19 protein-coding genes and 1 tRNA gene are annotated in these 20,304 nt (G+C 71.5%); 7 read left to right on the forward strand and 13 right to left on the reverse strand.

Translation table 11 applies throughout. From position 1 onward, the window contains the following. Positions 1–6: 6 nt before the first annotated feature. The 4 genes from ACX80L_RS13305 to ACX80L_RS13320 are packed head-to-tail and all read right to left on the reverse strand — an operon-like array spanning position 7 to position 4,071. The gene (locus tag ACX80L_RS13305) at positions 7–195 is read right to left on the reverse strand and encodes a DUF2795 domain-containing protein (RefSeq protein ID WP_133080780.1); all 189 of its coding nucleotides are present in this window, start codon (positions 193–195) and stop codon (positions 7–9) included. Between the two features lie 59 nt (positions 196–254). After that, entirely contained in the window at positions 255–1,118 is an 864-nt protein-coding gene (locus ACX80L_RS13310; RefSeq protein WP_459268667.1) for a glycosyltransferase family 2 protein, read from the reverse strand. After that, positions 1,115–2,659 carry a PfkB family carbohydrate kinase gene (locus ACX80L_RS13315; RefSeq protein WP_459290205.1) on the reverse strand — a complete coding sequence of 515 codons (1,545 nt, stop codon included), beginning with the start codon at positions 2,657–2,659 and terminating at the stop codon, positions 1,115–1,117. The genes ACX80L_RS13310 and ACX80L_RS13315 overlap by 4 nt, the downstream gene beginning before the upstream one ends. After that, positions 2,659–4,071, reverse strand: coding sequence for an aldehyde dehydrogenase family protein (locus ACX80L_RS13320; protein WP_459290207.1), 1,413 nt, complete (start codon positions 4,069–4,071; stop codon positions 2,659–2,661). The genes ACX80L_RS13315 and ACX80L_RS13320 overlap by 1 nt, the downstream gene beginning before the upstream one ends. Positions 4,072–4,365: 294 nt before the next feature. Here ACX80L_RS13320 and ACX80L_RS13325 point away from each other — a divergent pair, with 294 nt between their 5' ends. Continuing rightward, the gene (locus ACX80L_RS13325; protein WP_459290209.1) at positions 4,366–5,517 is read left to right on the forward strand and encodes a glycosyltransferase family 9 protein; all 1,152 of its coding nucleotides are present in this window, start codon (positions 4,366–4,368) and stop codon (positions 5,515–5,517) included. Here the strand turns inward: ACX80L_RS13325 and ACX80L_RS13330 are convergent. From ACX80L_RS13330 to ACX80L_RS13360, 7 genes are all read right to left on the reverse strand, one after another. Further along, positions 5,483–6,208, reverse strand: coding sequence for an SDR family oxidoreductase (locus ACX80L_RS13330; RefSeq protein ID WP_459268663.1), 726 nt, complete (start codon positions 6,206–6,208; stop codon positions 5,483–5,485). The genes ACX80L_RS13325 and ACX80L_RS13330 overlap by 35 nt on opposite strands. A gap of 59 nt (positions 6,209–6,267) precedes the next feature. Next, entirely contained in the window at positions 6,268–7,635 is a 1,368-nt protein-coding gene (gene rfaE2, locus ACX80L_RS13335) for a D-glycero-beta-D-manno-heptose 1-phosphate adenylyltransferase (protein WP_459290211.1), read from the reverse strand. Continuing rightward, positions 7,632–8,234 carry a D-sedoheptulose-7-phosphate isomerase gene (locus ACX80L_RS13340; RefSeq protein WP_133081028.1) on the reverse strand — a complete coding sequence of 201 codons (603 nt, stop codon included), beginning with the start codon at positions 8,232–8,234 and terminating at the stop codon, positions 7,632–7,634. Before ACX80L_RS13340 ends, rfaE2 begins: the two co-directional genes overlap by 4 nt. Positions 8,235–8,329: 95 nt before the next feature. Then, positions 8,330–9,622, reverse strand: coding sequence for a glycosyltransferase (locus tag ACX80L_RS13345; RefSeq protein ID WP_459268661.1), 1,293 nt, complete (start codon positions 9,620–9,622; stop codon positions 8,330–8,332). Next, complete coding sequence (locus tag ACX80L_RS13350) at positions 9,619–10,620, reverse strand: glycosyltransferase (protein WP_459290212.1); 1,002 nt, start codon at positions 10,618–10,620, stop codon at positions 9,619–9,621. Before ACX80L_RS13350 ends, ACX80L_RS13345 begins: the two co-directional genes overlap by 4 nt. Next, the gene (locus ACX80L_RS13355; RefSeq protein WP_459290214.1) at positions 10,617–11,720 is read right to left on the reverse strand and encodes a glycosyltransferase family 9 protein; all 1,104 of its coding nucleotides are present in this window, start codon (positions 11,718–11,720) and stop codon (positions 10,617–10,619) included. The genes ACX80L_RS13350 and ACX80L_RS13355 overlap by 4 nt, the downstream gene beginning before the upstream one ends. Then, the gene (locus ACX80L_RS13360; protein ID WP_133080789.1) at positions 11,717–12,265 is read right to left on the reverse strand and encodes an HAD-IIIA family hydrolase; all 549 of its coding nucleotides are present in this window, start codon (positions 12,263–12,265) and stop codon (positions 11,717–11,719) included. Before ACX80L_RS13360 ends, ACX80L_RS13355 begins: the two co-directional genes overlap by 4 nt. A gap of 140 nt (positions 12,266–12,405) precedes the next feature. Here ACX80L_RS13360 and ACX80L_RS13365 point away from each other — a divergent pair, with 140 nt between their 5' ends. Next, positions 12,406–13,443 (forward strand): glycosyltransferase family 9 protein, encoded by a 1,038-nt coding sequence (locus tag ACX80L_RS13365; protein WP_459290216.1) that lies wholly within the window; start codon positions 12,406–12,408, stop codon positions 13,441–13,443. A gap of 35 nt (positions 13,444–13,478) precedes the next feature. Here ACX80L_RS13365 and ACX80L_RS13370 read toward each other — a convergent pair whose 3' ends face one another. Continuing rightward, the gene (locus tag ACX80L_RS13370) at positions 13,479–14,288 is read right to left on the reverse strand and encodes a sigma-70 family RNA polymerase sigma factor (RefSeq protein WP_133080791.1); all 810 of its coding nucleotides are present in this window, start codon (positions 14,286–14,288) and stop codon (positions 13,479–13,481) included. A gap of 234 nt (positions 14,289–14,522) precedes the next feature. Next, positions 14,523–15,032, reverse strand: a complete 510-nt coding sequence (locus ACX80L_RS13375; protein ID WP_459290219.1) for a MarR family winged helix-turn-helix transcriptional regulator — start codon at positions 15,030–15,032, stop codon at positions 14,523–14,525. A gap of 166 nt (positions 15,033–15,198) precedes the next feature. Between ACX80L_RS13375 and bcp the strand changes: the two genes are divergently transcribed. The 5 genes from bcp to ACX80L_RS13400 all read left to right on the forward strand — a co-directional run bounded on the left by bcp (position 15,199) and on the right by ACX80L_RS13400 (position 20,279). Further along, the gene (gene bcp, locus ACX80L_RS13380; RefSeq protein ID WP_133080793.1) at positions 15,199–15,672 is read left to right on the forward strand and encodes a thioredoxin-dependent thiol peroxidase; all 474 of its coding nucleotides are present in this window, start codon (positions 15,199–15,201) and stop codon (positions 15,670–15,672) included. A 67-nt stretch (positions 15,673–15,739) separates the two neighbouring features. Further along, positions 15,740–15,821 (forward strand) — tRNA-Leu (locus tag ACX80L_RS13385). A gap of 225 nt (positions 15,822–16,046) precedes the next feature. Beyond that, positions 16,047–16,754 carry a fasciclin domain-containing protein gene (locus ACX80L_RS13390; RefSeq protein WP_459290221.1) on the forward strand — a complete coding sequence of 236 codons (708 nt, stop codon included), beginning with the start codon at positions 16,047–16,049 and terminating at the stop codon, positions 16,752–16,754. A 207-nt stretch (positions 16,755–16,961) separates the two neighbouring features. Further along, entirely contained in the window at positions 16,962–18,677 is a 1,716-nt protein-coding gene (locus tag ACX80L_RS13395) for an ABC transporter substrate-binding protein (protein WP_459290223.1), read from the forward strand. 108 nt (positions 18,678–18,785) lie between these two features. Beyond that, a complete protein-coding gene (locus tag ACX80L_RS13400; RefSeq protein ID WP_459290225.1) occupies positions 18,786–20,279 on the forward strand; it encodes a malate:quinone oxidoreductase in 1,494 nt (497 codons plus the stop codon). Positions 20,280–20,304 lie beyond the last annotated feature (25 nt).

Here is a 20,304-nt window from a genome sequence, read left to right on the forward strand (position 1 = left end):
CGGGTGCTACTTGGATGCTTCCTTGTTCACATCCGTCGGCGAGTCGAACTCGCGGTCGGGAAGGTTCCTGAGCGTCTCGAGGACCGCGTCGTCGGCCCCCTTGTCCTCTGCGTGCTTGACGAGGTCCTCCTTCGAGGCGGGGTAGTCCATGCCGCCCAGTGCCTTCTGGATGTCGATCGGACTCGGATCTGCCATGGTGCGCTCCTTCGTATCGGTTCGGTTCCCTTGCACGTGCTCCCGGTGCGGGAGCACCGTCACTGGCCCAGGATCACGTGGGCAGCGTCTATGGCACGGTCGGTCACCGTGGTGGGGGCCTCGAGGTGTACGGCCCCCGAGGGGATGATGCCTGCTCCGCCGTAGCGTTCCATGACGCGCCACTGGGCGGCGACGTCCTCGCCCGCGTGCCCGGGTGGGAGCTGGTCCCAGAAGTCGAATCCCCCGCACTCGACGAGTGCCGCGCGGTCGAACAGCACGCATCCTCCGACCCAGGCGACGCGGTAGAGGCGCCATTCGCCCGGCGGGATCGCGAGCTCGGCTGCGGCGTGCGCCAGGTTCGCGGCGTTGTGCAGCGGCCAGCGGGCAAAGCCCTCCGAGCCCGGGCGGATGCGCTCGGGCGACACCTCGTCGCCCGGCCACAGGGACAGCCCGGAGCGCTCGTGCGGCCTGGAGTCCGGGAGGTAGGACAGGCCCTGGACCGCTGATCCGACGAATCCGCACCCGGCCGCCCGCAGCGCCCGGTACATACGGTCCAGCGAGCCGGGCTCGAGCCAGACATCGTTGTCGAGGAACAGGACGAACGGAGCGCCGGCCAGGTCCAGCAGGTAGTGCCGGTGCTCCGCCAGCCCCCTGCGCGGCAGGTGGCGTTCGAGGTGCACTTCCCGCCCCTGCGCCCGGAGCACCCGGACCATCGCGCTCACGGCGGGCTGGAGGAAGGACTCCGCCTCTCCCTCGGTCTGGTCGCTCACGATCACGCGGAACGGCACACCCTCCTGCGCGGCGAGCCCCGACAGCGTGACGGCCAGTTCCGCGGGCCGGCCGAAGGAGGGGATGAGCACGTCGACGACGGGATCGTCTCCCGGAGCATCCATCGCCCACTCCCCCGACCAGCGCCTGGTCACGGCACATCCCCCGCGAGCGGGGTGGACCGGATCTTCCGCACCATGGCGGCGGTGGACCGTTCCGGCACGTAGTCCAGGATGCTGACCCGTCCGCCGCAGGCCTCCACGGCCGGGGTCTCCTCGAGCATCTGGGCGGTGTAGTCGCCGCCCTTCGCGTACACGTCGGGCTTCAGCAGCTCGATCAGGGGGACCAGCGTGTCCGTCCCGAACACGGTGACGTAGTCGACGCAGCTCAGGGACGCGATGATGCCCGCCCGGTCGGCGATGGGGTTGATCGGCCGGTCGGGACCCTTGAGCCGACGGACGCCGTCGTCGTCGTTGAGTGCGACCACAAGGACGTCGCCGAGTTGCTTCGCCTGGTTGAGGTAGCGCGTGTGTCCGCGGTGCAGCACGTCGAAGCAGCCGTTGGTCAGGACGATGCGGCGGCCGGCGGCGCGGTCCTCCTCCACCTTCCTGAGCAGGTCCGCGGTGGCCAGCGCGGTGTCCGCGAACTGATGCAGGTGCCCGGTGAGGTCTGCGGTCGTGCACACGGAGGTACCGGGCCGGTGGACGACGACGTCGGCCGCGGCCTGGGCCAGGTCCAGGCTGGTGGTGAGCGGCAGGCCTGCCGCGCGGGCGGCGGTGAGGCTGGCGACGAAGGTGTCGCCCGCGCCGGACGCCTGCTTCTCGGTCGCGGGTTTGGCCCACGTCCGGTGCTCCTCGCCGTCCTGCCCGAGCAGTACCGTGCCGTCGCGGTCGAGGGTCACGACGACGGCTGCCGCGTTCGTCGCCGCGAGGAGCTCCCGGCGCCGCTCCGTCACCGTCGCGGCCCTGTCGGACCGCGGATCGAGGCGCGTCGCCAGGACCTGCGCGGCCTCCTGGGCGTTGGGCGTGACGATGTCCGGTCCGAGTACGGCCCAGCTCGCGGTGTCATGGGCGTCCACGACCACGAGGGTCCCCGGGTCGATGCTCGACGCACGGCCGAGCGCCGCGCGCACCTCCTCGCCGAGGGCGCCGGACCCGTAGTCGCAGACGACGACGGCGTCCGCCCCGGCGACGGCGCCGGGGATCCGTGCGGCGAACGCGGTGACGGCTGCCGCGGACAGCTGCTCGGGGGTGTCGTCGATCCTGAGCATGACCTGGTCACCGCCGAGGATCCGGTACTTCGTGGTGGTGCCGACGCGGGGGTCCTGCATGAGGTCGGTGGTGTCCACCCCGGCGTCGTCCAGGATCGCGCGGAGGCGTCGCCCGGCGTCGTCCGTGCCGATCAGCCCGCACATCCGCACCCTCGCCCCGAGTGCGGCGAGATTCATCGCCGTGTTGGCGGCACCGCCGGCGGCGTAGTCCCGTCGGGTGATGTCCACGACGGGCGCAGGGGCCTCACGGCAGAAGCGTTCGATCGTGCCACTCCACCAGCCGTCGAGCATCGCGTCCCCGACCACGGTGACGTGCGGGGCACGGTCGGCGATCGCGGCGGGCACCCACGCAGCAAGCCCGCGCACGTCCGAGAGGTCGGCCCCGTCGCGGCCGCCCTCGGGATGGTCCTGCAGCCCGTCACCCATCAGGCGCCGTCCTGCGGCGGAGCGCTGATGTGGACCACCTTCACGAGGGCGAATTCGTCGAGCAGTTCGGGTCCGTAGCCGAAGCCGGCCCCACTGATGCCGCGGGGCTGCGCGGAGCCGCCGGGTGCACCGCCGAACACCGCATTCACCTTGACGGTGCCGACCGACAGCCCGGCGATCGCCCGCTGCGCGTGCGCGATGCTGCCGGTGAGGACCGATGCGGCGAGCCCGTAGGGACCCGCCGCCGCGAGGCGCAGCCCCTCGTCGAAGCTGTCCACCACGGTCACGGGCGCAACGGGTCCGAAGGTCTCCTCCGCCATGATCGTCATGGTCTCCGTGCAGCCCGCGAGCACCGTCGCGGGGTAGTGCGATCCGGCGCCGGCCGGCACGACTCCACCCTCGAGGCACTCCGCACCGAGGCTGACGGCCTCGCCGACCTGCGCGTCGACGGACTCGCGCATGCGCCGGTCCACGAGCGGCGGGAAGGTCCCGCTCCCGTTGCGCTGCCGGGCCTCGAGGGTGAGGGCCGCCAGGAAGGGTTCCGCGATGGCCCGATGGACGTAGATGCGCTCCACCGAGGTGCAGATCTGGCCCGCGTTGGCGAAGGCTCCGAGCGCCGCCTGGCCCGCCGCCCAGACCGGGTCGACGTCGGCGTCCACGATCAGCGGGTCGTTGCCGCCGTTCTCGCGGATCACGTGCGCGCCCGTGAGGACCGCGGCGCGGGCGATCCGGGAGCCGGTGGCGCTCGAGCCGACGTGGGCGAAGACGTCCACGTCCGCCTCCATCGTGATCATCTGGCCCACCTCGGCGCCACCGGTCAACGTCGTGAGGACACCGTCCGGGAAGGCCGGCTGCAGCAGCCGCCCGAGCAGCTCACCCACGTGCGGGCACCGTTCGCTGGGCTTGTGGAGAACCGTGTTGCCCGTCACGAGGGCAGCGCCGATGAGTCCGGCGGCAACCGCCACCGGGTCGTTCCAGGGAGTCAGGAGCGCCGCGACGCCGCGCGGTTCCGCGACGGTGTAGTCCGTGGCCGTCACAGCTCCCCGCAGGCTCAGGCCACGGTGGACCGGGCCGAGTTCCGCGTACTGCTCGAGGGTGGAGATGCCGGCCTCGATGCCGCCGAGCGCATCCGCCAGCGGCTTGCCAGTCTCCCGGGTGTTCAGTTCCGCCAGTTCCTGCGCGCCGTCCCGCAGCGCGGAGGCCGCACGGCGCAGGGCCGCACCGCGATCGGCCGGGCTCGTGGCCGCCCATTCGGGCTGCACGGAGCGGGCCAGCGAGACCGCGAGGGAGACCTGCTCGCGGACGGCGCAGGGCAGGGTCCCCACCTCGCTGCCGTCCCGGGGATCGAGGATGGTGAGGGACGTGTCGTCCTGCACATCAAGCACGATGTGTGCCTGGGAGTTGATGGACATTGCGCTCCTTGATGTCGTGTACCGCCGCAGCTCGTTCCACCACGCGGCTAGTGGTCCCGTACCCCGCTCCCGCGTGTTCACACACGCCGTCGGCCGATTTCTGCGCCCGGCGCATCCATCAGCACGCTTAGCATAATGTGGCGGGAGAAGCAGCGGCGGGCCGCGCTTCCCGGCACCGGCCGATGGACAGCGGGAGCAGCGCTGTGTAGAGGTGGGGAACAGCCGGCGCGCGCCCGCGCTGCCACGGAAGCGGACGGCCATGGGCCGGCAGGGACAGGAACGGGGAAGAATCCGATGCAGCAGGACACGACGGCGGATTTCGGCGGACGGCACGACACGGCGAGGTCGGTGGGCCCCGTGCTCGCCCCGTTCCGGGACATCCGGCGGATCGCCGTCCTGCGGGGTGGCGGCCTCGGCGATCTCATGTTCGCGATGCCGGCCATCGCCGCGCTCAAGAACCGCTATCCGGAGGCCGAGATCACGGTGCTGGGCATGCCCGGTCACGCCGCGCTGCTCGAGGGCAGGCCGGGACCGGTGTCCGCGGTCCTGGAGCTGCCGGTCTTCCCCGGGGTCCGTCCCGGTGCCGAGGATCCGGACGCGGTCGAGCGGTTCTTCGACGGGGTCCGCGGGTCCTTCGACCTGGCGGTCCAGCTCCACGGCGGCGGGCGCAACTCCAATCCGTTCCTGCTGCGCCTTCAGGCACGGCACACCGTCGGTACCCGGACGCCCGACGCCGTCGGGCTGGAACGCACGATCCCGTACGTCTACTACCAGCACGAGGTGTTCCGCGCCCTCGAGGTCGTCGGCCTGGCCGGGGCGGTGCCGACCGATCTGGAACCGAGGATCCAGGTGCTGCCGCAGGAGGTCGAACGGGCGGCCCGGCTGACCGGGGAGGGCACCGTGGTCGCACTGCACCCGGGTGCCACCGACCCGCGCAGGAGGTGGCCGTCGTCGTCGTTCGCCGAGGTCGCGGTGCGCGCAGCGGCGGACGGCTGCGAGGTGCTGGTCGTGGGTGACGGGACGGACGTCCCGGCGGCCGAGGAGATCGTACGCCTGGCGCTCGAGCAGGACCCGGCGGCCGATGTGAGGTCGCTCGCCGGACAGCTGTCGCTGGGCGAGCTGACCGGGGTCCTGGATCGCAGCGCCGTGATGGTCGGCAACGACAGCGGCCCCCGGCACCTCGCGCAGGCCGTCGGCACGCCGACCGTCGGCGTCTACTGGATCGGTAACGTCATCAACGCGGGGGCGATGGGACGCACCCTGCACCGCGTCCACTTCTCCTGGGTGACGCGGTGCCCGGTGTGCGGCGTGGACGTCACGCAGGTGGGCTGGACGGCCGAGCGATGCGAGCACGATGACTCGTTCGTCGCGGCCGTCCAGCCCGCCGTCGTCTATCCGGACGTGGCCGAACTCAGGGCCACGAGCCTTCTTCTGCGTGGGCGATGACCATCTCGCGGATCTCGCAGCTCTTGGGCTGCGAGAGCGCGAAGAGGATCGCCTCGGCGACCCGCTCGGGGTCGTTGAGGCGTGAATCGTCCTGCGGCTTGTACTGCTCGTCGCGGTCGTCGAAGAAACGCGTCTTCATGCCGCCGGGGATGATCGTCGTGACGCCGATCTGGCCGGCGGTCTCGGCGGCGAGGGCCTGCGAGAAGCCCATCACCCCGAACTTGGAGGCGCAGTAGGCCGTCGCGTCGCCCACGGCCTTGATGCCGAGCGTCGAGGCGATAGTGACCACGCGGCCGTGCGACTCCTTCAGGTACGGCAGGGCGGCGCGGGCAGTGGAGGCCGTGCCCATCAGGTTCACGCCGATCACCTTCTCCCACTGGTCGGCCGGGACGGTGTCGAGCGCCCCGCACCGGTCGATGCCCGCCGCGGTGACGACGGCGTCCAGGCCGTCCATCGTCTCGGCGGCCTCCCGGACGGCTGCCTCGACGGCCGCACGATCCGCGACGTCGACCTCGAAGGCCTTGACGCCCGTGACGCGGCTGATGTCGCGGTCGAGCACCACCGGGGTGCCGCCGGCGGCGATGACGCCCTGGACGATGGCCGCGCCGAGGCCCGAGCCCCCGCCCGTCACCAGGACCCGTCCCGGGTTGTAGCCGCTGGTCCCCGGAGTGGTGGTTGCGTTCTCAGTCATGCTGTTCCTTTCGTTGCGTGCGCCCGGCGCAATCAGGCCGGGCACGGATCTGCAGCCCGTCAGCCGACGCGTGCCAGCGCGGCTGCAAGTTTGGTGGTGGAGCGTGCCGGGATGTACGGGACGGTGACCGTCCTGCCGCCCCAACTGCTCACGAGGGCGGCCTCGGGGAGGTCCTCCGCCGCGTAGTCGCCGCCCTTGACCCAGATGTCCGGCTGGAGGCGCGAGATGGCGTTCTCCGGTGTGGACTCACCGAAGACGAGCACGGCGTCGACGCACTCGAGTGCGGCGAGCAGCTCGGCGCGGTCCTCCTGCTTGATGATCGGCCGGTGCTCGCCCTTCAGCCCCCGCACCGACTCGTCGGAGTTGAGGCAGACGATCAGGCAGTCCCCGAGCCGTCGGGCCGCCGCGAGTGTGCGGGCGTGGCCGGCGTGCAGGAGATCGAAGCACCCGCCGGTCGCGACCACCGTGCCACCCGATTCCCGCGTCCGGCGGGCCACCATGAGTGCGTCGAGGCCGTCGACGGGCAACTGCTCGGGCGCCTCCTCGCGGCTGCGGCCCATCGCGCCGACACCTCCCGAGGCGAGGAAGTGTGCCGCTGCTTCGGTCGCCTGCTGTGCGCCGACGTCGATCGCGGCTCCGCCTGCGAGCCCGACGGCGAGCGCGGACGCGAAGCGGTCACCCGCCCCGCACGGGTCGGACGCGGTGACGCGCGGTGCGGGCACCACCTGGGGCAGCAGGCCGGCCGCCGCCACGAGGGCGCCGTGCTCCCCCATCGTGACGAGGACCGCCCGGCTCCCCCAGGTCCGGAGCAGGACGTCGGCGGCCGCGGCGGCGGCCTGCGTGCCGGAGCCCTCGACCTCGGCGAAGTGGAGTGCCTCCCCGATGTTCGGCGTCACCGCGGCGACTCCCGGGACCGGTCGCGCGCCGGCGGGATGCGGGTCCCACACGACGGGCACCGAGGCGGCCAGCGCCTCGAGGCGGGCGCGCAGTGTGTCGTTGGCGAGGAGCCCGCGGCCGTAGTCCGCCGCGATGATCGCGTCGGCGCCGTCGAGCGCCGCGAGCATGTCCGCCGTGCAGCCCGGGAGGGGTGGCTTAGCGCAGCCCTCGTCGAAACGCACCACGGGCTGGCCCGAGGCGCGCACGCGTGTCTTCACCGGCGTGGGCGCCCCGGAGGGGCCGGCGACAACGGTCACGCCGTCGAGTTCGGCGCGCAGCAGGCCTGCGGCGTCGTCCTCGCCGAGGACGGTGACCAGGACGGCGTCGTGCCCGTCCGCCTGCAGCATGCGGGCCACGAGGCCCGCTCCTCCCGCACGGCGCTGGACCGCGTCGACGTCGACGACGGGGACGGGCGCGTCGGGTGAGAGCCGGCCGGCGCCGCCCGAGAGGTCCGTGTCGAGCAGGACGTCCCCGACCACCACGATCCTCATCGCTGGGCCTCCCGGTAGCGGCGGACCTCGGCGTCGAAGGCCCGGCAGATGGCGTGCAGCGCGATCAGGTGGCCCTCCTGCGCATTGGCCGACGCCGCATCGATCGCCACGTAGTCGTCCACGCACTCGGTCAACGGGTTGGGGCCCACCCCCGTGAGGGCCCAGGTCGTGATGCCGGCCGATCTCGCGGCCTCCACGGCGTGCAGCAGGTTGGGGCTCTTGCCGCTCGTGCTCAGGAGCATCAGGATGTCGCCGGGGCGGCCATGGGCGCTCACCTGCCGGGCGAACATCCGGTCGAAACCGTAGTCGTTCGCGATGGCCGTGACGGCCGAGCTCTCGGCGTGCAGGGAGATCGCCGAGAACGGCTCGCGCTCGCCGTCGAACCGGCCCACCAGTTCCGCGGTGAGGTGCTGCGCCTCGGCGGCCGAGCCGCCGTTGCCGGCTGCGAGGAGGCGTTGTCCGGCCAGCAGGCGGCCGGCCATCTCCACGCCCCAGCCGGCGAGCGTGCCCGCGTTCTGGACGAGGGATTCCACGGCCGGGGTGACCGCCCGCAGGTGGTCCAGGACGAGGCGCCGGGAGTCCACCTGGACCTGGTCCAGTGTGCCTGCGGCGGTCGGGGCGGGAGTACCCGCACCCCGGGCCGGTACTCCCGGATCGGTGCGCGCGCCGGTGTATACGTCGGAGAAATGCGTGGTCACAGTGCCCTGCCTCCCGTGCTTTCGAGTCGACGCGCGGCACTCCGCCGCGCTGGGGTCTGCTGGACGGGTGCTGCGGCGCCCAGGGCCGTCTGGTAGGCCTTCTCGGTGTCGGCGGCGATCCGGCTCCACGAGTAGCGGGCCTTCACGCGGCGGTAGCCGTTGTCGCCCAGTTCACGCGCCCACTCGGGATCGCCCACCATGTCGGCGATGGCGGCGGCGATGGCCGCCGGGTCCTGCGGGGGGACATGGAGACCGGTCTTGCCGTCCACCACGGTGTCCACCAGGCCCCCGACGGCAGCCGCGATGACCGGGACGCCGCACGCCATCGCCTCGAGCGGGACGATGCCGAACGGCTCGTACCACGGCGCGCACACGACGGCATCGGCGCTCCGGAGGACCGCGGGCATCTCGGCGCGGGAGACCTGGCCCCGGAGCACCACCCGGTCGGCGACGCCGAGTTCGACGGCGAGCGCGCGGAGCCGCTGCGCCTCGGGGTCGTCCTCGAGTCCGGTCGAGTTGCCCGCTCCACCGACGATGACGAGTTCGACGTCGTCGCGGCCCATCACGGCGAGTTCACGCAGGGAGCGGATGGCGAGGTCCATGCCCTTGCGCGGGACGAGCCTGCCCACGCTGACGATCCTGTGCGGCTGCCCGCGGTCCTCGACGGGTCCGTGCGGGGTGAACAGTTCGAGGTCCACGCCGCAGGGGGCGATCGACACGCGGCTGCCGGGCACGCCCATCGCCTTGAGCTCGAAGACCTCGTCCGAGCAGGTCGCGACGATCCGGTCGGCGCTGCGGCCCACCATCGTCTCGAGCATGAGCCGCTCGGAGGGGCTGGTGTCCTCGGCCCCCTGGTGGCGGCGCTTGACCGTGCCGAGCGCATGGAAGGTCTGGAGGACCTGCACCGGCCGGCCGGCGGCACGCGACTGCCCGGCGGCGTTCAGGGCGGCCAGTCCCGACATCCAGAAGTGTCCGTGCACGATATCCGGCGGTTCGGTGCCCCAGTCCGCCACGATGCCGTCGGCGAGCTCGCCCATGTAGGGCAGGAGCATGTCCTTCGGGACGCTCCGCACCGGGCCTGCCGTGATGTGCACGACCTCGAGCCTCGGGTCGGTCCGGACGCGATCCGGCAGCGCAGGGTCGTCGCGGCGCGTGTACACCGTGACCTCGTGTCCGCGGCGGGCGAGCGCGAGGGACAGTTCGGCCACGTGCACGTTCTGTCCGCCGGCGTCCACGCCCCCCAGGGCCGCGAGTGGACTTGCATGCTCAGACACCATCGATATCCTCACTGCGCTTTCCTTTCTGTTACCGCCAGGACCGGGTGCCGCGTCGGTTCCTGCGCCAGGACGTCGTCCCAGTCGGCGAGGAACCGGGCGAGCCCGTACCGCGCGAGTGCCGCTTCCCGTGCAGCAAGTCCCCGTGTGCGGGCCTCGTCCGGGTCCGCGATGAGTCGTGCCGCCATGCGCACGAGGTCGTCGATGCTGGTCGAGATCGCCCCTGCCTCGGGCGGCACGGCGCGCGCCGCCTCCGTGGTCGCCAGCGCCAGCACGGGCAGCCCGACATGCATGGCTTCCAGGAGGGAGAGTCCGAGGGACGTCCACCGCAGCGGGTGCACGTAGGCCCGCGACCGGCCGAGCCGGGCGTGCAGGTCCGCCATGCCCAGGTCCCCGCCGATCCGCAGTTCCGCCGGACCGAGGTCGAGGGCGGCGGCGAGCCGGTCCGTCCCCATGCCGAAGACCTCGAGCGGAGCCACGCCCGCGAACCGCGGGAGCAGGTCCGTGCCGGTGATCCTGCCGCGCCGGACGGGTTCGTTGATGACCGCTGCGAGCTGCTCGAGTTCACCCGTGTACAGGTAGCCCGGATCGACGATGCCGTGCTCGATGACCCGGGTCCGCGCGATCCCGCTGTCCCAGAAGAGCTCGTTGAAGTGCGTGACGTGGACGATCGGTATGTCCGTGCGGTCCGCCAGCGGATGCACCGTGCCGACGATGTCGCGCCGGGGTGTGTTGTGCTCGAGGAAGACGGCGGGGAGGTCCCGGCCCGGCGTCCGTCCGAGGAGCCGCTCGCATTCGGCGATCTCCTCGACCCGCTGCAGCACCACGACGTCGATGTCGGCGTCCCGCAGGTCGTGCGGGGCCACCTCGACGACGGAGGCCGGCCAGTCACGGCCGGCGCGGCCCAGCCCCCATGCTCCGCCGTCGGGCGTGGTGGGCAGCAGGTAGGTGTGCGTGCCCCTCACAAAGGCGTCGGTCCATCCTCCGTGGACGTGCCATAGCAGGATCCTCATCGGTTTCCCCTCGTTGTTCTGCGGCCGTCGGTGCGGCCGATGCTGCGGCGCGAGCCGAGCGACGATATTCCGGAACTGAGCCGGAGGACGGCGTCGACGACGTCCTCCGGCGAGACGTTGGACAGGCAGGGATGGCCCTGGACGGGACAGATGCGGGCGCGGCTGAGGGCGCAGGCCGCGTCCTGGTCACCGAGCAGTTCGACGGGCACGCGGTACGGGGCCCAGCGGATCGCGGGCACCACGGGCGAGAACAGGCTCACCACCGGTGTCCCGACGGCGGCTGCGAGGTGGGCAGGGCCGGTGTTGCCGGTGATCACGACGGTGGCCCCGGCGAGCACGGAGCCCAGTGTGGCCAGGTCCGTCCGGCCGCCGAGGTCCAGGGCCTCCGGGCCGGCGACGGTCGAGGTCAGGTCCGTCTCGTCCGGGCCGCCGGTCACGACCACCCGGAACCCGGCGGCGGTGAGGAGTTCGACGGCGGCCGCGTGGTGCAGGGGCGGCCAGGCCCGGGCGGGCACGGACGCCCCCGGGTGGACGACGACGTAGGGTCCGCGGCCCACGAGGTCCGCGGCGTCGACCAGGTCGGTGACCTGGAGCCGGCCGTCGTCGCCGGGAGCCAGGGCGTACCCCGCGGCCTCCGCGATGCCGAGGGCACGCTCGGCCTCCGGCTGGTCCTCCGGGAAGTCCTCCCCCGGCTTGAGCCGCACGTCGAGGAGCGATCCCGCGTAGTCGACGGATGCTCCGGCGATGCGCCGCACGCCGGCGAGGCGGAGCAGCAGCGCGAGCGGCAGGGGCGACTGGTGGAACGAGGTCAGGATCACGGCCTCGTCGACACCGAGCGCCACGACCCGGTCGTGGAGCTCACCGATGAGGTCGGGCGTCGGGTCGGGGGCGGGATCCACGATCCAGGGCGCGGACCAGGTGACGACGTCGACGACGCCGGGCAGCAGCCGTGCGGCTGCCGCGCCCTGCGGTCCGCACAGCATGACGACGTCGTTCGGCGAGTCGCCGTGGTCACCCGCCGCGATGGCGCGGACGGCCGGCCCGGCCAGGAGCACGTCGCCGGCGCTGTCGAGGCGGGCGACCAGGACGCGGCGCCTCACGGGGTACCCGCCCAGAGGGAGGCGACAGCCCCGGCCAGGTCGCCCGCGACGGCCGGGGCCGCGCGGATCTCGTCCTCGAGCGTGATGTCGGTCGGCACCAGCACTGCGCGTGCGCCGGCGGCCGCTGCCGCGCCCATGTCCGCTCCGATGTCCCCGATGACGGCCACGTCGGACGGGTCGAGCCCGAGGCGCTCGCTGGCCGACACGATCATGCCGGGGCCCGGCTTGCGGCAGGCGCATCCGTCCGCCGCCCCGTGCGGGCAGACCTCCCACACGTCGAACGGCCCGAGCAGTTCCTCCACGCGGGCGTTGACGGCGTCCACCTGCCCGCGCGTCACGAAGCCGCGCGCGATGCCGGACTGGTTCGTGACGACGCCGACCGGGATCCCCCGCGACCGGAGGCCGTCGAGGACCTCCCGGGCACCCGGCATGGGTCGCACGAGGGTCGGGTCCCCGTTGTACGGGACGTCCACGACGATGGTCCCGTCGCGGTCGAACAGGACCGCCCGGGGGGCTGTCCGCGATCGTTCGGCCGAAGTATGCATACAGGCTTAGTTCCCGGGAAGGAGCAGTACTAAACACTTCGCACCGAACTTCTTCTCCTCGGGGATCCCCGCACCGCCGGACGCGCCCTGGACGGGGCAACGACGACGGGCACCCGCCTGCCTCTGGCAGGATGATTCGCATGACTTCCGAGGGCACCCGTGCCACGAGCGCCGAGCGCGCATCGCAGCAGCACCCACCAGCCACCCCTGCGGCGTCCGCCACGACGGTCCCCGCCACGACACCGCCGCCCGACGGGCGCCCCGAGATCCTGGCCCTGCGGGCGCTGAAGCTCGGGGACCTCCTCGTCGCGGTGCCGGCTCTCCGGGGACTGCGCCGAGCCTTCCCCGAGCACCGCATCCTCTACGCGGCACAGGAGTGGCTCCGCCCTGTCGTGGCGCTCACCGACGCCGTCGACGACCTGCTGCCCACGCACGGTCTCGACGACCCGCTGCCGATCGAGCACGGCCGGATCGACCTGGCCGTCAACCTGCACGGCAACGGTGCGGAGAGCAGGGGACGCCTCGAGGAGATCGGGGCACGGCGCCGCATGGGACACCGTTCACCGGGCTGGGACGGTCCCGAGTGGGACAACGACGCCCTCGAACGCGAGCGCTGGGCCTCGCTCGTCAGCTGGCACGGCGTCCCTGCCGATCCGCTGGACTGCCGCCTCCGGGTACCCGACGGCGAGAGTCCCGCCCCGGACGCCGTCGTCATCCATGTCGGGGCGGCCTACGGCAGCCGCCTCTGGCCCGTGGAGCGGTTCGCCGCGGTGGCGCATTCCCTGGCCGCCGCCGGTCACCGGGTGGTGTTCACGGGAAGCGGAAAGGAACGTCCACGCGCCCTCGCGGTCGCCGACGCCGCAGGGCTGCCCGAGGAGTCCGTCGCGGCAGGGGAGCTCCCACTCGACCGCTTCGCACGACTGATCGCGGGTGCGTCCCTCGTCATCTCCGCGGACACGGGGGCGGCCCACCTCGCGTCGGCCTATGCGAGACCGTCGGTCATCCTCTTCGGGCCGGCGCCGGTGTCCTCCTGGGGGCCACCGCCCGGACCCCACACCGTCCTGACGGATGCATCGCTCCGCGTCGGCGAAACCTTCTCCCCCACCCCGGATCCGGCCCTGATGGCCGTCACCGTGGAGCAGGTCCTGGCCGCCGCCGCCGACCACGGCATCGCCTAGGAGCGTCCCCCCGGCGCGCCTGCCCGGCGCTTCTGCTAGGCGATACCGGACCGCGAGGGCCGCTGCTCCGGGGCCGCCGGCGCGGCGAGGAGCCTCTTCTGCAGCTTCACCAGGATCCGCGCGAGGGTCCGCGAGACCTGCATCTGGGACATCCCGAGCTCGTCCCCGATGCCCTGCTGCGTCTGCTCCATGAAGTAGCGGCGGTAGAGGAGTTCCTTCTCGCTGCTGTCAAGTTCGTTGACCGCGCTGCGCAGGGAGATCATGTCGTCACTGCGTTCCATGCCGTTGGAGTCGCTCGCGAGCGTGTCGGCCCAGCTGCGCCCCTCGAAGGGCGCATCGAGCGAGTCGGGGCGCAGGCTGGAATGCGACGCCTGCGCCTCGAGGATCTTGTCCTCGGACCAGCCCAGTTCCAGCCCGAGTTCGCGTGCCGTCGCCTCGCGGCCGAGCCGCTGGGCCATGGCGGGAGCTGCCCGGGCGATCTCCGTCCGGAGGTCCTGGACCTCGCGCGGCGGCCGGACCACCCAGCAGGAGTCCCGCAGGTAGCGCTTGATCTCCCCGTTGATCGTCGGTACGGCGAACGACGCGAACGGAACGCCCCGCGCCGGGTTGAAGCGCTGCACGGCCTTGATGAGTCCGAGGTAGGCCACCTGACGGATGTCGGACGCCTCCGGACCGGAGGCCGCGAAGGACCGTGCCACCGATTCCGCGATGTCCATGTGCCGCAGGGCGATGTCGTCCTGCAGGGCCGCCGCCAGGGGCCGCTCCGGATACGTGGCGGTCGCCTGCCCCGCGACGTCCCGTCGGGGGCCTCCGTCGGACACCTCGTGCTCGGCGGTCGTCTGCATGCTGTTCTCCGTCTGGCGTTGGGCACTCACGGTTCCCAACAAAACATCAGCCTGCTTAGTACGCAACCCATCGTCCCGAAATGTCCGATTCCGGGCAATGCCTTCCCTTTTCTTCAGGAGAGGAGTAGTGGCAGCAGCTCGCCGGAGCGCTCCCGATGCGCGCAAAAAGCCCCCCGCCGGATGGCAAGGGGCTTCGATCCAGGGCCTGAGTGGCCGGCCGTCCGCCGGGGCAGTTCAGCCGAGGACGGTCGCAGCGGGGCCCGGAGCGCCGGACTCACCGAGCGCCACGTCCTCCTGCACGGCGGCATCCGACGCCACCCAGTTCCATCGCGGAGCGCCCAGCTGCCGGATGACCGTCTGGAGGTGGTTCCGCAGTTCGTCGGAGACGAGTCCACCGCCCGCGACCAGGGTGCGCTCGATATCGTCCGCGGCATCGAGCACCTTCCGTCCGTCGGGCGAGATGGAGACCAGATGGGAGCGGCGATCGAGGTCATTGCGCACGCGGCTCACATGTCCCCGGGATTCGAGGCGGGAGAGGGTCTTGCCCATGGTCTGCGCCTGCACGCGCACGATCTGCGCCAGGCTCGCCTGCGTCATCGCGCCCTGGTTCGCGAGGACCCCCAGGGCGATCACGCCGGCATGGGTCACCCCGATGTCGACCAGGCGCTCGTTCCAGGCGTGCTCGACGAGGCGGGCTGCCGTGGTCAGCAGGCGACCGGTGGGCCATTGATCCAGATCGGGCATAAAACAGTGCACTTCCTCTCGCTTGCAGGACCGGCTGCCACCGTCGGCGTCGGATCTTCCACCTATGATAGCTAGGCGGGTTGGTCCATTCCTCCCAGCCGGCCGGACAGGCCGATCCGGGGGGCGCATCCCGCTCCGGCCGAGTAACGAACCTGAAGGAGTATTCATGTCGCAACGACTCGCCGCGGGTGATAGTGCCCCCGACTTTACGCTCAACGACGCCGAAGGCAACGAGGTGACCCTGTCCTCGCAGCGGGGCAGCAGCGTCGTCGTGTACTTCTACCCCGCTGCTGCCACGCCCGGCTGCACCACCCAGGCCTGCGACTTCCGCGACAATCTCGCGTCGCTCGGCGCGGCCGGGTACCGCGTGCTCGGGATCTCGCCGGACCCTGTCGCCAAGCTGGCGTCCTTCGCCGAGCAGGAGTCCCTCACGTTCCCCCTCCTGTCCGACGCGGACCACGCGGTCGCGGACGCCTACGGCGCCTGGGGTGAGAAGAAGAACTACGGCAAGACCTACGACGGGCTCATCCGTTCCACCGTGGTCGTCGACCCCGACGGGAAGGTGGCCCTCGCGCAGTACAACGTCAAGGCCACCGGCCACGTGGCGAAGCTCAGGCGGGACCTCGGCATCGACCGGTAGGGCTCGGGAGGGTGCCAGCTTTCGCGTTACAGTGAAAGGACGGGCCGCTTCCAGCGGAGCAGCCCGAGCGCGAGTGGCGGAATTGGCAGACGCGCTGGATTTAGGTTCCAGTGTCTTCGGACGTAGGGGTTCAAGTCCCCTCTTGCGCACAGAGCAGCACCGGTCTCCGGACCGACCTCCAGGCCCCGCCGGGCCGCACGCCCGGCGGGGCCCTTCCATGTCCGGCGACGACCGTGTGCGTACCTTTCCTGCAGATGCCACCCATCCACTCCTACGCGTCGCCCGAAGTACCTCCGAGACATCGACACGATGTGTTTCAGCAAACAGTTCCAGACCACGGGCACCCGCCGGGTCTCATCAACGGAGGACATCTCATGGAAATCACCAAGCGCAGGAACCTCTCGATCCTCGGGATCGCAGCAGTCTCGATGTTCGGTCTCGCGGCCTGTGGCGGTGGCGACGAATCCGCCGCCGAGGCCACTCCCAGCAGTGAGGCCAGCGAGACCAGCATGGCCGCCGAGTCCGCTTCCCCCGAAGCCAGCATGGCCCCCTCCGCCTCGGCCGACGCCATGATGGACCCCGCCGCGAACCTCGTCGGCCCCGGCTGCGCCGGCTACGCCGAGACCGTCCCCGACGGCGCAGGATCCGTCGCCGGCATGGCCCTGGACCCCGTCGTCACCGCCGCCTCCAACAACCCCATCCTCACCCAGCTCACCGCCGCCGTCTCCGGCGGCATCAACCCCGACGTCGACCTCGTCGACACCCTCAACGGCGGCGAATTCACCGTCTTCGCACCCGTCGACGAAGCCTTCGGCGCCCTGCCCCCCGAGACCGTCGAAGGACTCAAGACCGACACCGAGGGCCTGAGCAGCATCCTCACCTACCACGTCGTCCCCGGCAAGATCCAGCCCGCCGACCTCGAAGGCACCACCCAGACCACCGTCCAGGGCGCCGACCTCGAAGTCACCGGCTCCGGCCAGGACCTCAAGGTCAACGACGCCAACGTCGTCTGCGGCGGCGTCCAGACCGCCAACGCCGTCGTCTACCTCATCGACACCGTCCTCACACCCCCCGCCGGCTAAGGACCACGCAGACCTCCCTGGTGTCGTCCTCTAACGTGATCCAGGGACTACGGACGGACCCCTCACCCTCGTGGTGGGGGGTCCGTCCTGCATTCCCCCGCGGCCGCTCCTGGGTGGAACGGACAGGACGATCACCTACACTTGGGCTTCCAGACACCCCGCTCCCGAAGGACCGGGAGACCCCTGCCTGTTCGGAGATCGAAGCCTGTGAAGACCCCTGCCCCGCGCCGCACCCGCCACCGACGGGTCGGCGGTGGCGCGCTGGCAGCGTCCGTGGCGGCGGCTCTGCTCCTCACCTCCTGTACCGCGGGCGAGGTCGCTCCCCCGCAACCGTCCGCGACGACGGCGACACGGGCAGCGGAGGCCTCGACCTTCACCTTCGGGACCTCCGCGGACCCGAGGACGCTCGACCCCGCACTCGCCAACGACACCGAGTCCTATCGCGTGACGCAGCAGGTCCTGCAGGGACTCGTCGGCGTCGACCCCCTCACCTCCGGGCCGGCACCGCTGCTGGCCGAGGAGTGGGAAGAGAAGGACAGCGGGCGGGCCTACGAGTTCACCCTTCGGAACGACGTCGTCTTCCATGACGGCGAGCCCTTCGACGCGACGGCCGTCTGCGCCAATTTCGACCGCTGGTACAACCTGCCGGCGAGCGCCCGCTCCGGCACCTCCCGCCTGCCGTTCGAGAACGTGTTCAAGGCCTTCTCCGACCAGCCCGACGTCAGCCTGTACAGGGGCTGCACGGCGACGTCGGACGACACGGTGGAACTCCGCCTCGCGGGCCGGATCACCGGGCTCGTCCCCGCGCTCGCCGCCCCGGCCTTCGCCATGTCCTCCCCCGCCGCCCTCGAGGCCGGCGCGGCCGACGAGCCGATCGGATCGGAGGGCGGGACGGCCGTGTCCCGCTACGGCCGGGCGCCCGTCGGGACCGGCCCGTTCCGCTTCGTCTCCTGGGAACCGGGCGCCGTCGAGCTCGCCTTCTTCGACGGGTACTGGGGTGAGCGCGGCGACGTGGACCGTGTGCTGTTCACCACCATCGCCAACCCCGACTCGCGTGCCCGCGCGCTGACCTCGGGACGCATCGACGGGTACGACTTCGTCTCCGTCGACAGCGCCGTGGACCTCGCCCGCAACGGCCTGCAGTTCCTCCAGCGCGACCCGTACTCCGTGCTGTACCTCGGGTTGAACGAGGCGTTCCCGGGCGTCGACGACGTCCTGTTCCGACAGGCCGTCGCGCACGCCATCGACAAGGACTCGCTGATCGACGGACGGTTCCTCGAGGGGACGAAGCCGGCGCGGCACTTCATCCCCGAGAAGCTGGGGGTGGGTACCGACGCGGTCGAGGACTACGGCTACGACGTCGATCGCGCCCGGGAGCTGCTGGAGCGGTCCGGCTACGACGGGCGTGAGCTGCCGTTCTACTACCCGCGCAACGTCTCGCGGGCCTATCTGCCGTCGCCCGAGAAGGCCTACGCGGAGCTCAGCCGCCAGCTGACCGCGGCCGGGTTCAACATCAGGCCCGTGCCGGTCGAGTGGAGCGAGGGCTATGTGGACGCCGTCCAGGCATCCGGTGACCGTGCCTTCCACCTCCTCGGCTGGAGCGGGAGCTACCAGGACCCGGACAACTTCGTCGGCGCCCTCTTCGGGAGCTACAGCGACGAGTTCGCCTACGAGGATCCGCAGCTGTTCAGCAAGATCAACCGTGCGCGGGGTCTGCCCGACGGCGAGGACCGTACGGAGGCCTACGCGGACATCAGTGCGCAGGTCTCGGCGCGGCTCCCGGCCGTCCCGCTCGCCTTCCCGATCTCCGCCCTCGCGATGAGCGCCCGCGTCACGACCTACCCCGTCAGCCCCGTGATGAACGAGGTCTTCAACCGGATCGATCTGGCGGACGTCGAGCCCCGGCCCGCTCCCTCCGGATGACACACCGACCGCGCCACCGGAACGCCTCCGGGCGGCTTCCCTGATTTAGATAAGGTCACTGCCAGACGCTAGGCTTTCCCTGCTAGGACCTCGCGACTGGAGACAACGTTGACCACACACAACCAGGGCACACCCGCCACGACAACCGACGTCGTACTGATCGGCGGCGGGATCATGAGCGCGACCCTCGGCGCCTTCCTGCGCCAGCTCCAGCCCGAGTGGGACATCTCCCTGTTCGAGCGCCTCGACGCTGCCGGCCTCGAGAGCTCCGACCCGTGGAACAACGCGGGAACCGGACACTCGGCGCTGTGCGAACTGAACTACTCGCCCGCCGGCAAGGACGGTTCCGTGGACCCGGCGAAGGCCGTGGCGATCAACGAGCAGTTCCAGGTCTCGCGCCAGTTCTGGTCGCACATGGTGTCCGAGGGGCACCTGGGCGATCCGAGGAACTTCATCAACGCCGTCCCCCACATGAGTTTCGTCTGGGGCCAGGCCAACGCGGCCTACCTGCGGAAGCGCTACGACGCCCTGAGCCCGCAGCCGCTGTTCAGCACCATGGAGCACAGCGAGGACCACGACACCATCGCCGGGTGGACGCCGCTCCTGATGAAGGGCCGCAATCCCTCGCAGCCCGTCGCCGCGTCGCGCGTCGAGGGCGGGACCGACGTCGATTTCGGCGGCCTGACCCGCCAGCTCACCGGCTACCTCGAGGGCGCCGGCGTCGACCTGCACTACGGCTTCGACGTGCTCGACGTCGCGCGGGCGACCGACGGCCGGTGGGACGTCAAGGTCCGGAACAGGGCCACGCGCGAGACGAGCACCGTCACCACCAGGTTCGTCTTCATCGGCGCCGGCGGCGGTGCCCTGCACCTCCTGCAGCGCAGCGGCATCCCGGAGGGCAAGGGATTCGCCGGCTTCCCGGTATCGGGCCAGTTCCTGCGCTGCACGGACCAGGAGCTCGTCGCACAGCACAACGCCAAGGTGTACGGGCAGGCGTCGGTGGGTGCTCCCCCGATGTCCGTCCCCCACCTGGACACACGCTTCGTCAAGGGCGAGCGGTCGCTGCTCTTCGGCCCCTACGCCGGTTTCTCCACCAAGTTCCTGAAGCGCGGCTCCTACCTGGACCTCCCCACCTCCATCCGGACCTCCAACCTGGTGCCGATGCTCGCCGTGGCCAAGGACAACATGTCGCTCACCAAGTACCTCGTCACCGAGGTCCTGAAGAACCGCGACGCCAAGAACGAGTCGCTCAACGAGTTCCTCCCGACGGCCGAGGGCGGCAGCTGGGAACTGATCTCCGCGGGCCAGCGGGTGCAGGTCATCAAGAAGGCCCCGAAGAAGGGTGGCGTCCTCCAGTTCGGCACCGAGGTCATCACGTCGTCGGACGGTTCCGTGGGAGCACTGCTCGGCGCCTCGCCGGGCGCATCGACCGCGGCCCCGATCATGGTCGAACTGCTGAAGCGGTGCTTCCCCACCAGGATGGCGGACTGGGAGCCCCAGCTGAAGGAGATGCTGCCCGGGTACGGGGTGCGGCTCAACGAGAACCCGTCCCTCGCCGCCGAGGTGCAGTCGCTCACCGATCGGGTCCTCAAACTCAAGTAGCCACGGCGCCGCCGGCCAGCCAGGC

The organism is Arthrobacter sp. MDT1-48-3, from assembly GCF_054511015.1.

Bases quoted from the DNA above. Each gene is read 5' to 3' on its own strand.
- ACX80L_RS13305 (WP_133080780.1), bottom strand. From the start codon at position 195: ATGGCAGATCCGAGTCCGATCGACATCCAGAAGGCACTGGGCGGCATG.
- ACX80L_RS13315 (WP_459290205.1), bottom strand. From the start codon at position 2,659: ATGGGTGACGGGCTGCAGGACCATCCCGAGGGCGGCCGCGACGGGGCC.
- ACX80L_RS13320 (WP_459290207.1), bottom strand. From the start codon at position 4,071: ATGTCCATCAACTCCCAGGCACACATCGTGCTTGATGTGCAGGACGAC.
- ACX80L_RS13325 (WP_459290209.1), top strand. From the start codon at position 4,366: ATGCAGCAGGACACGACGGCGGATTTCGGCGGACGGCACGACACGGCG.
- ACX80L_RS13330 (WP_459268663.1), bottom strand. From the start codon at position 6,208: ATGACTGAGAACGCAACCACCACTCCGGGGACCAGCGGCTACAACCCG.
- rfaE2 (WP_459290211.1), bottom strand. From the start codon at position 7,635: ATGAGGATCGTGGTGGTCGGGGACGTCCTGCTCGACACGGACCTCTCG.
- ACX80L_RS13350 (WP_459290212.1), bottom strand. From the start codon at position 10,620: ATGAGGATCCTGCTATGGCACGTCCACGGAGGATGGACCGACGCCTTT.
- ACX80L_RS13360 (WP_133080789.1), bottom strand. From the start codon at position 12,265: ATGCATACTTCGGCCGAACGATCGCGGACAGCCCCCCGGGCGGTCCTG.
- ACX80L_RS13365 (WP_459290216.1), top strand. From the start codon at position 12,406: ATGACTTCCGAGGGCACCCGTGCCACGAGCGCCGAGCGCGCATCGCAG.
- ACX80L_RS13370 (WP_133080791.1), bottom strand. From the start codon at position 14,288: ATGCAGACGACCGCCGAGCACGAGGTGTCCGACGGAGGCCCCCGACGG.
- ACX80L_RS13375 (WP_459290219.1), bottom strand. From the start codon at position 15,032: ATGCCCGATCTGGATCAATGGCCCACCGGTCGCCTGCTGACCACGGCA.
- bcp (WP_133080793.1), top strand. From the start codon at position 15,199: ATGTCGCAACGACTCGCCGCGGGTGATAGTGCCCCCGACTTTACGCTC.
- ACX80L_RS13390 (WP_459290221.1), top strand. From the start codon at position 16,047: ATGGAAATCACCAAGCGCAGGAACCTCTCGATCCTCGGGATCGCAGCA.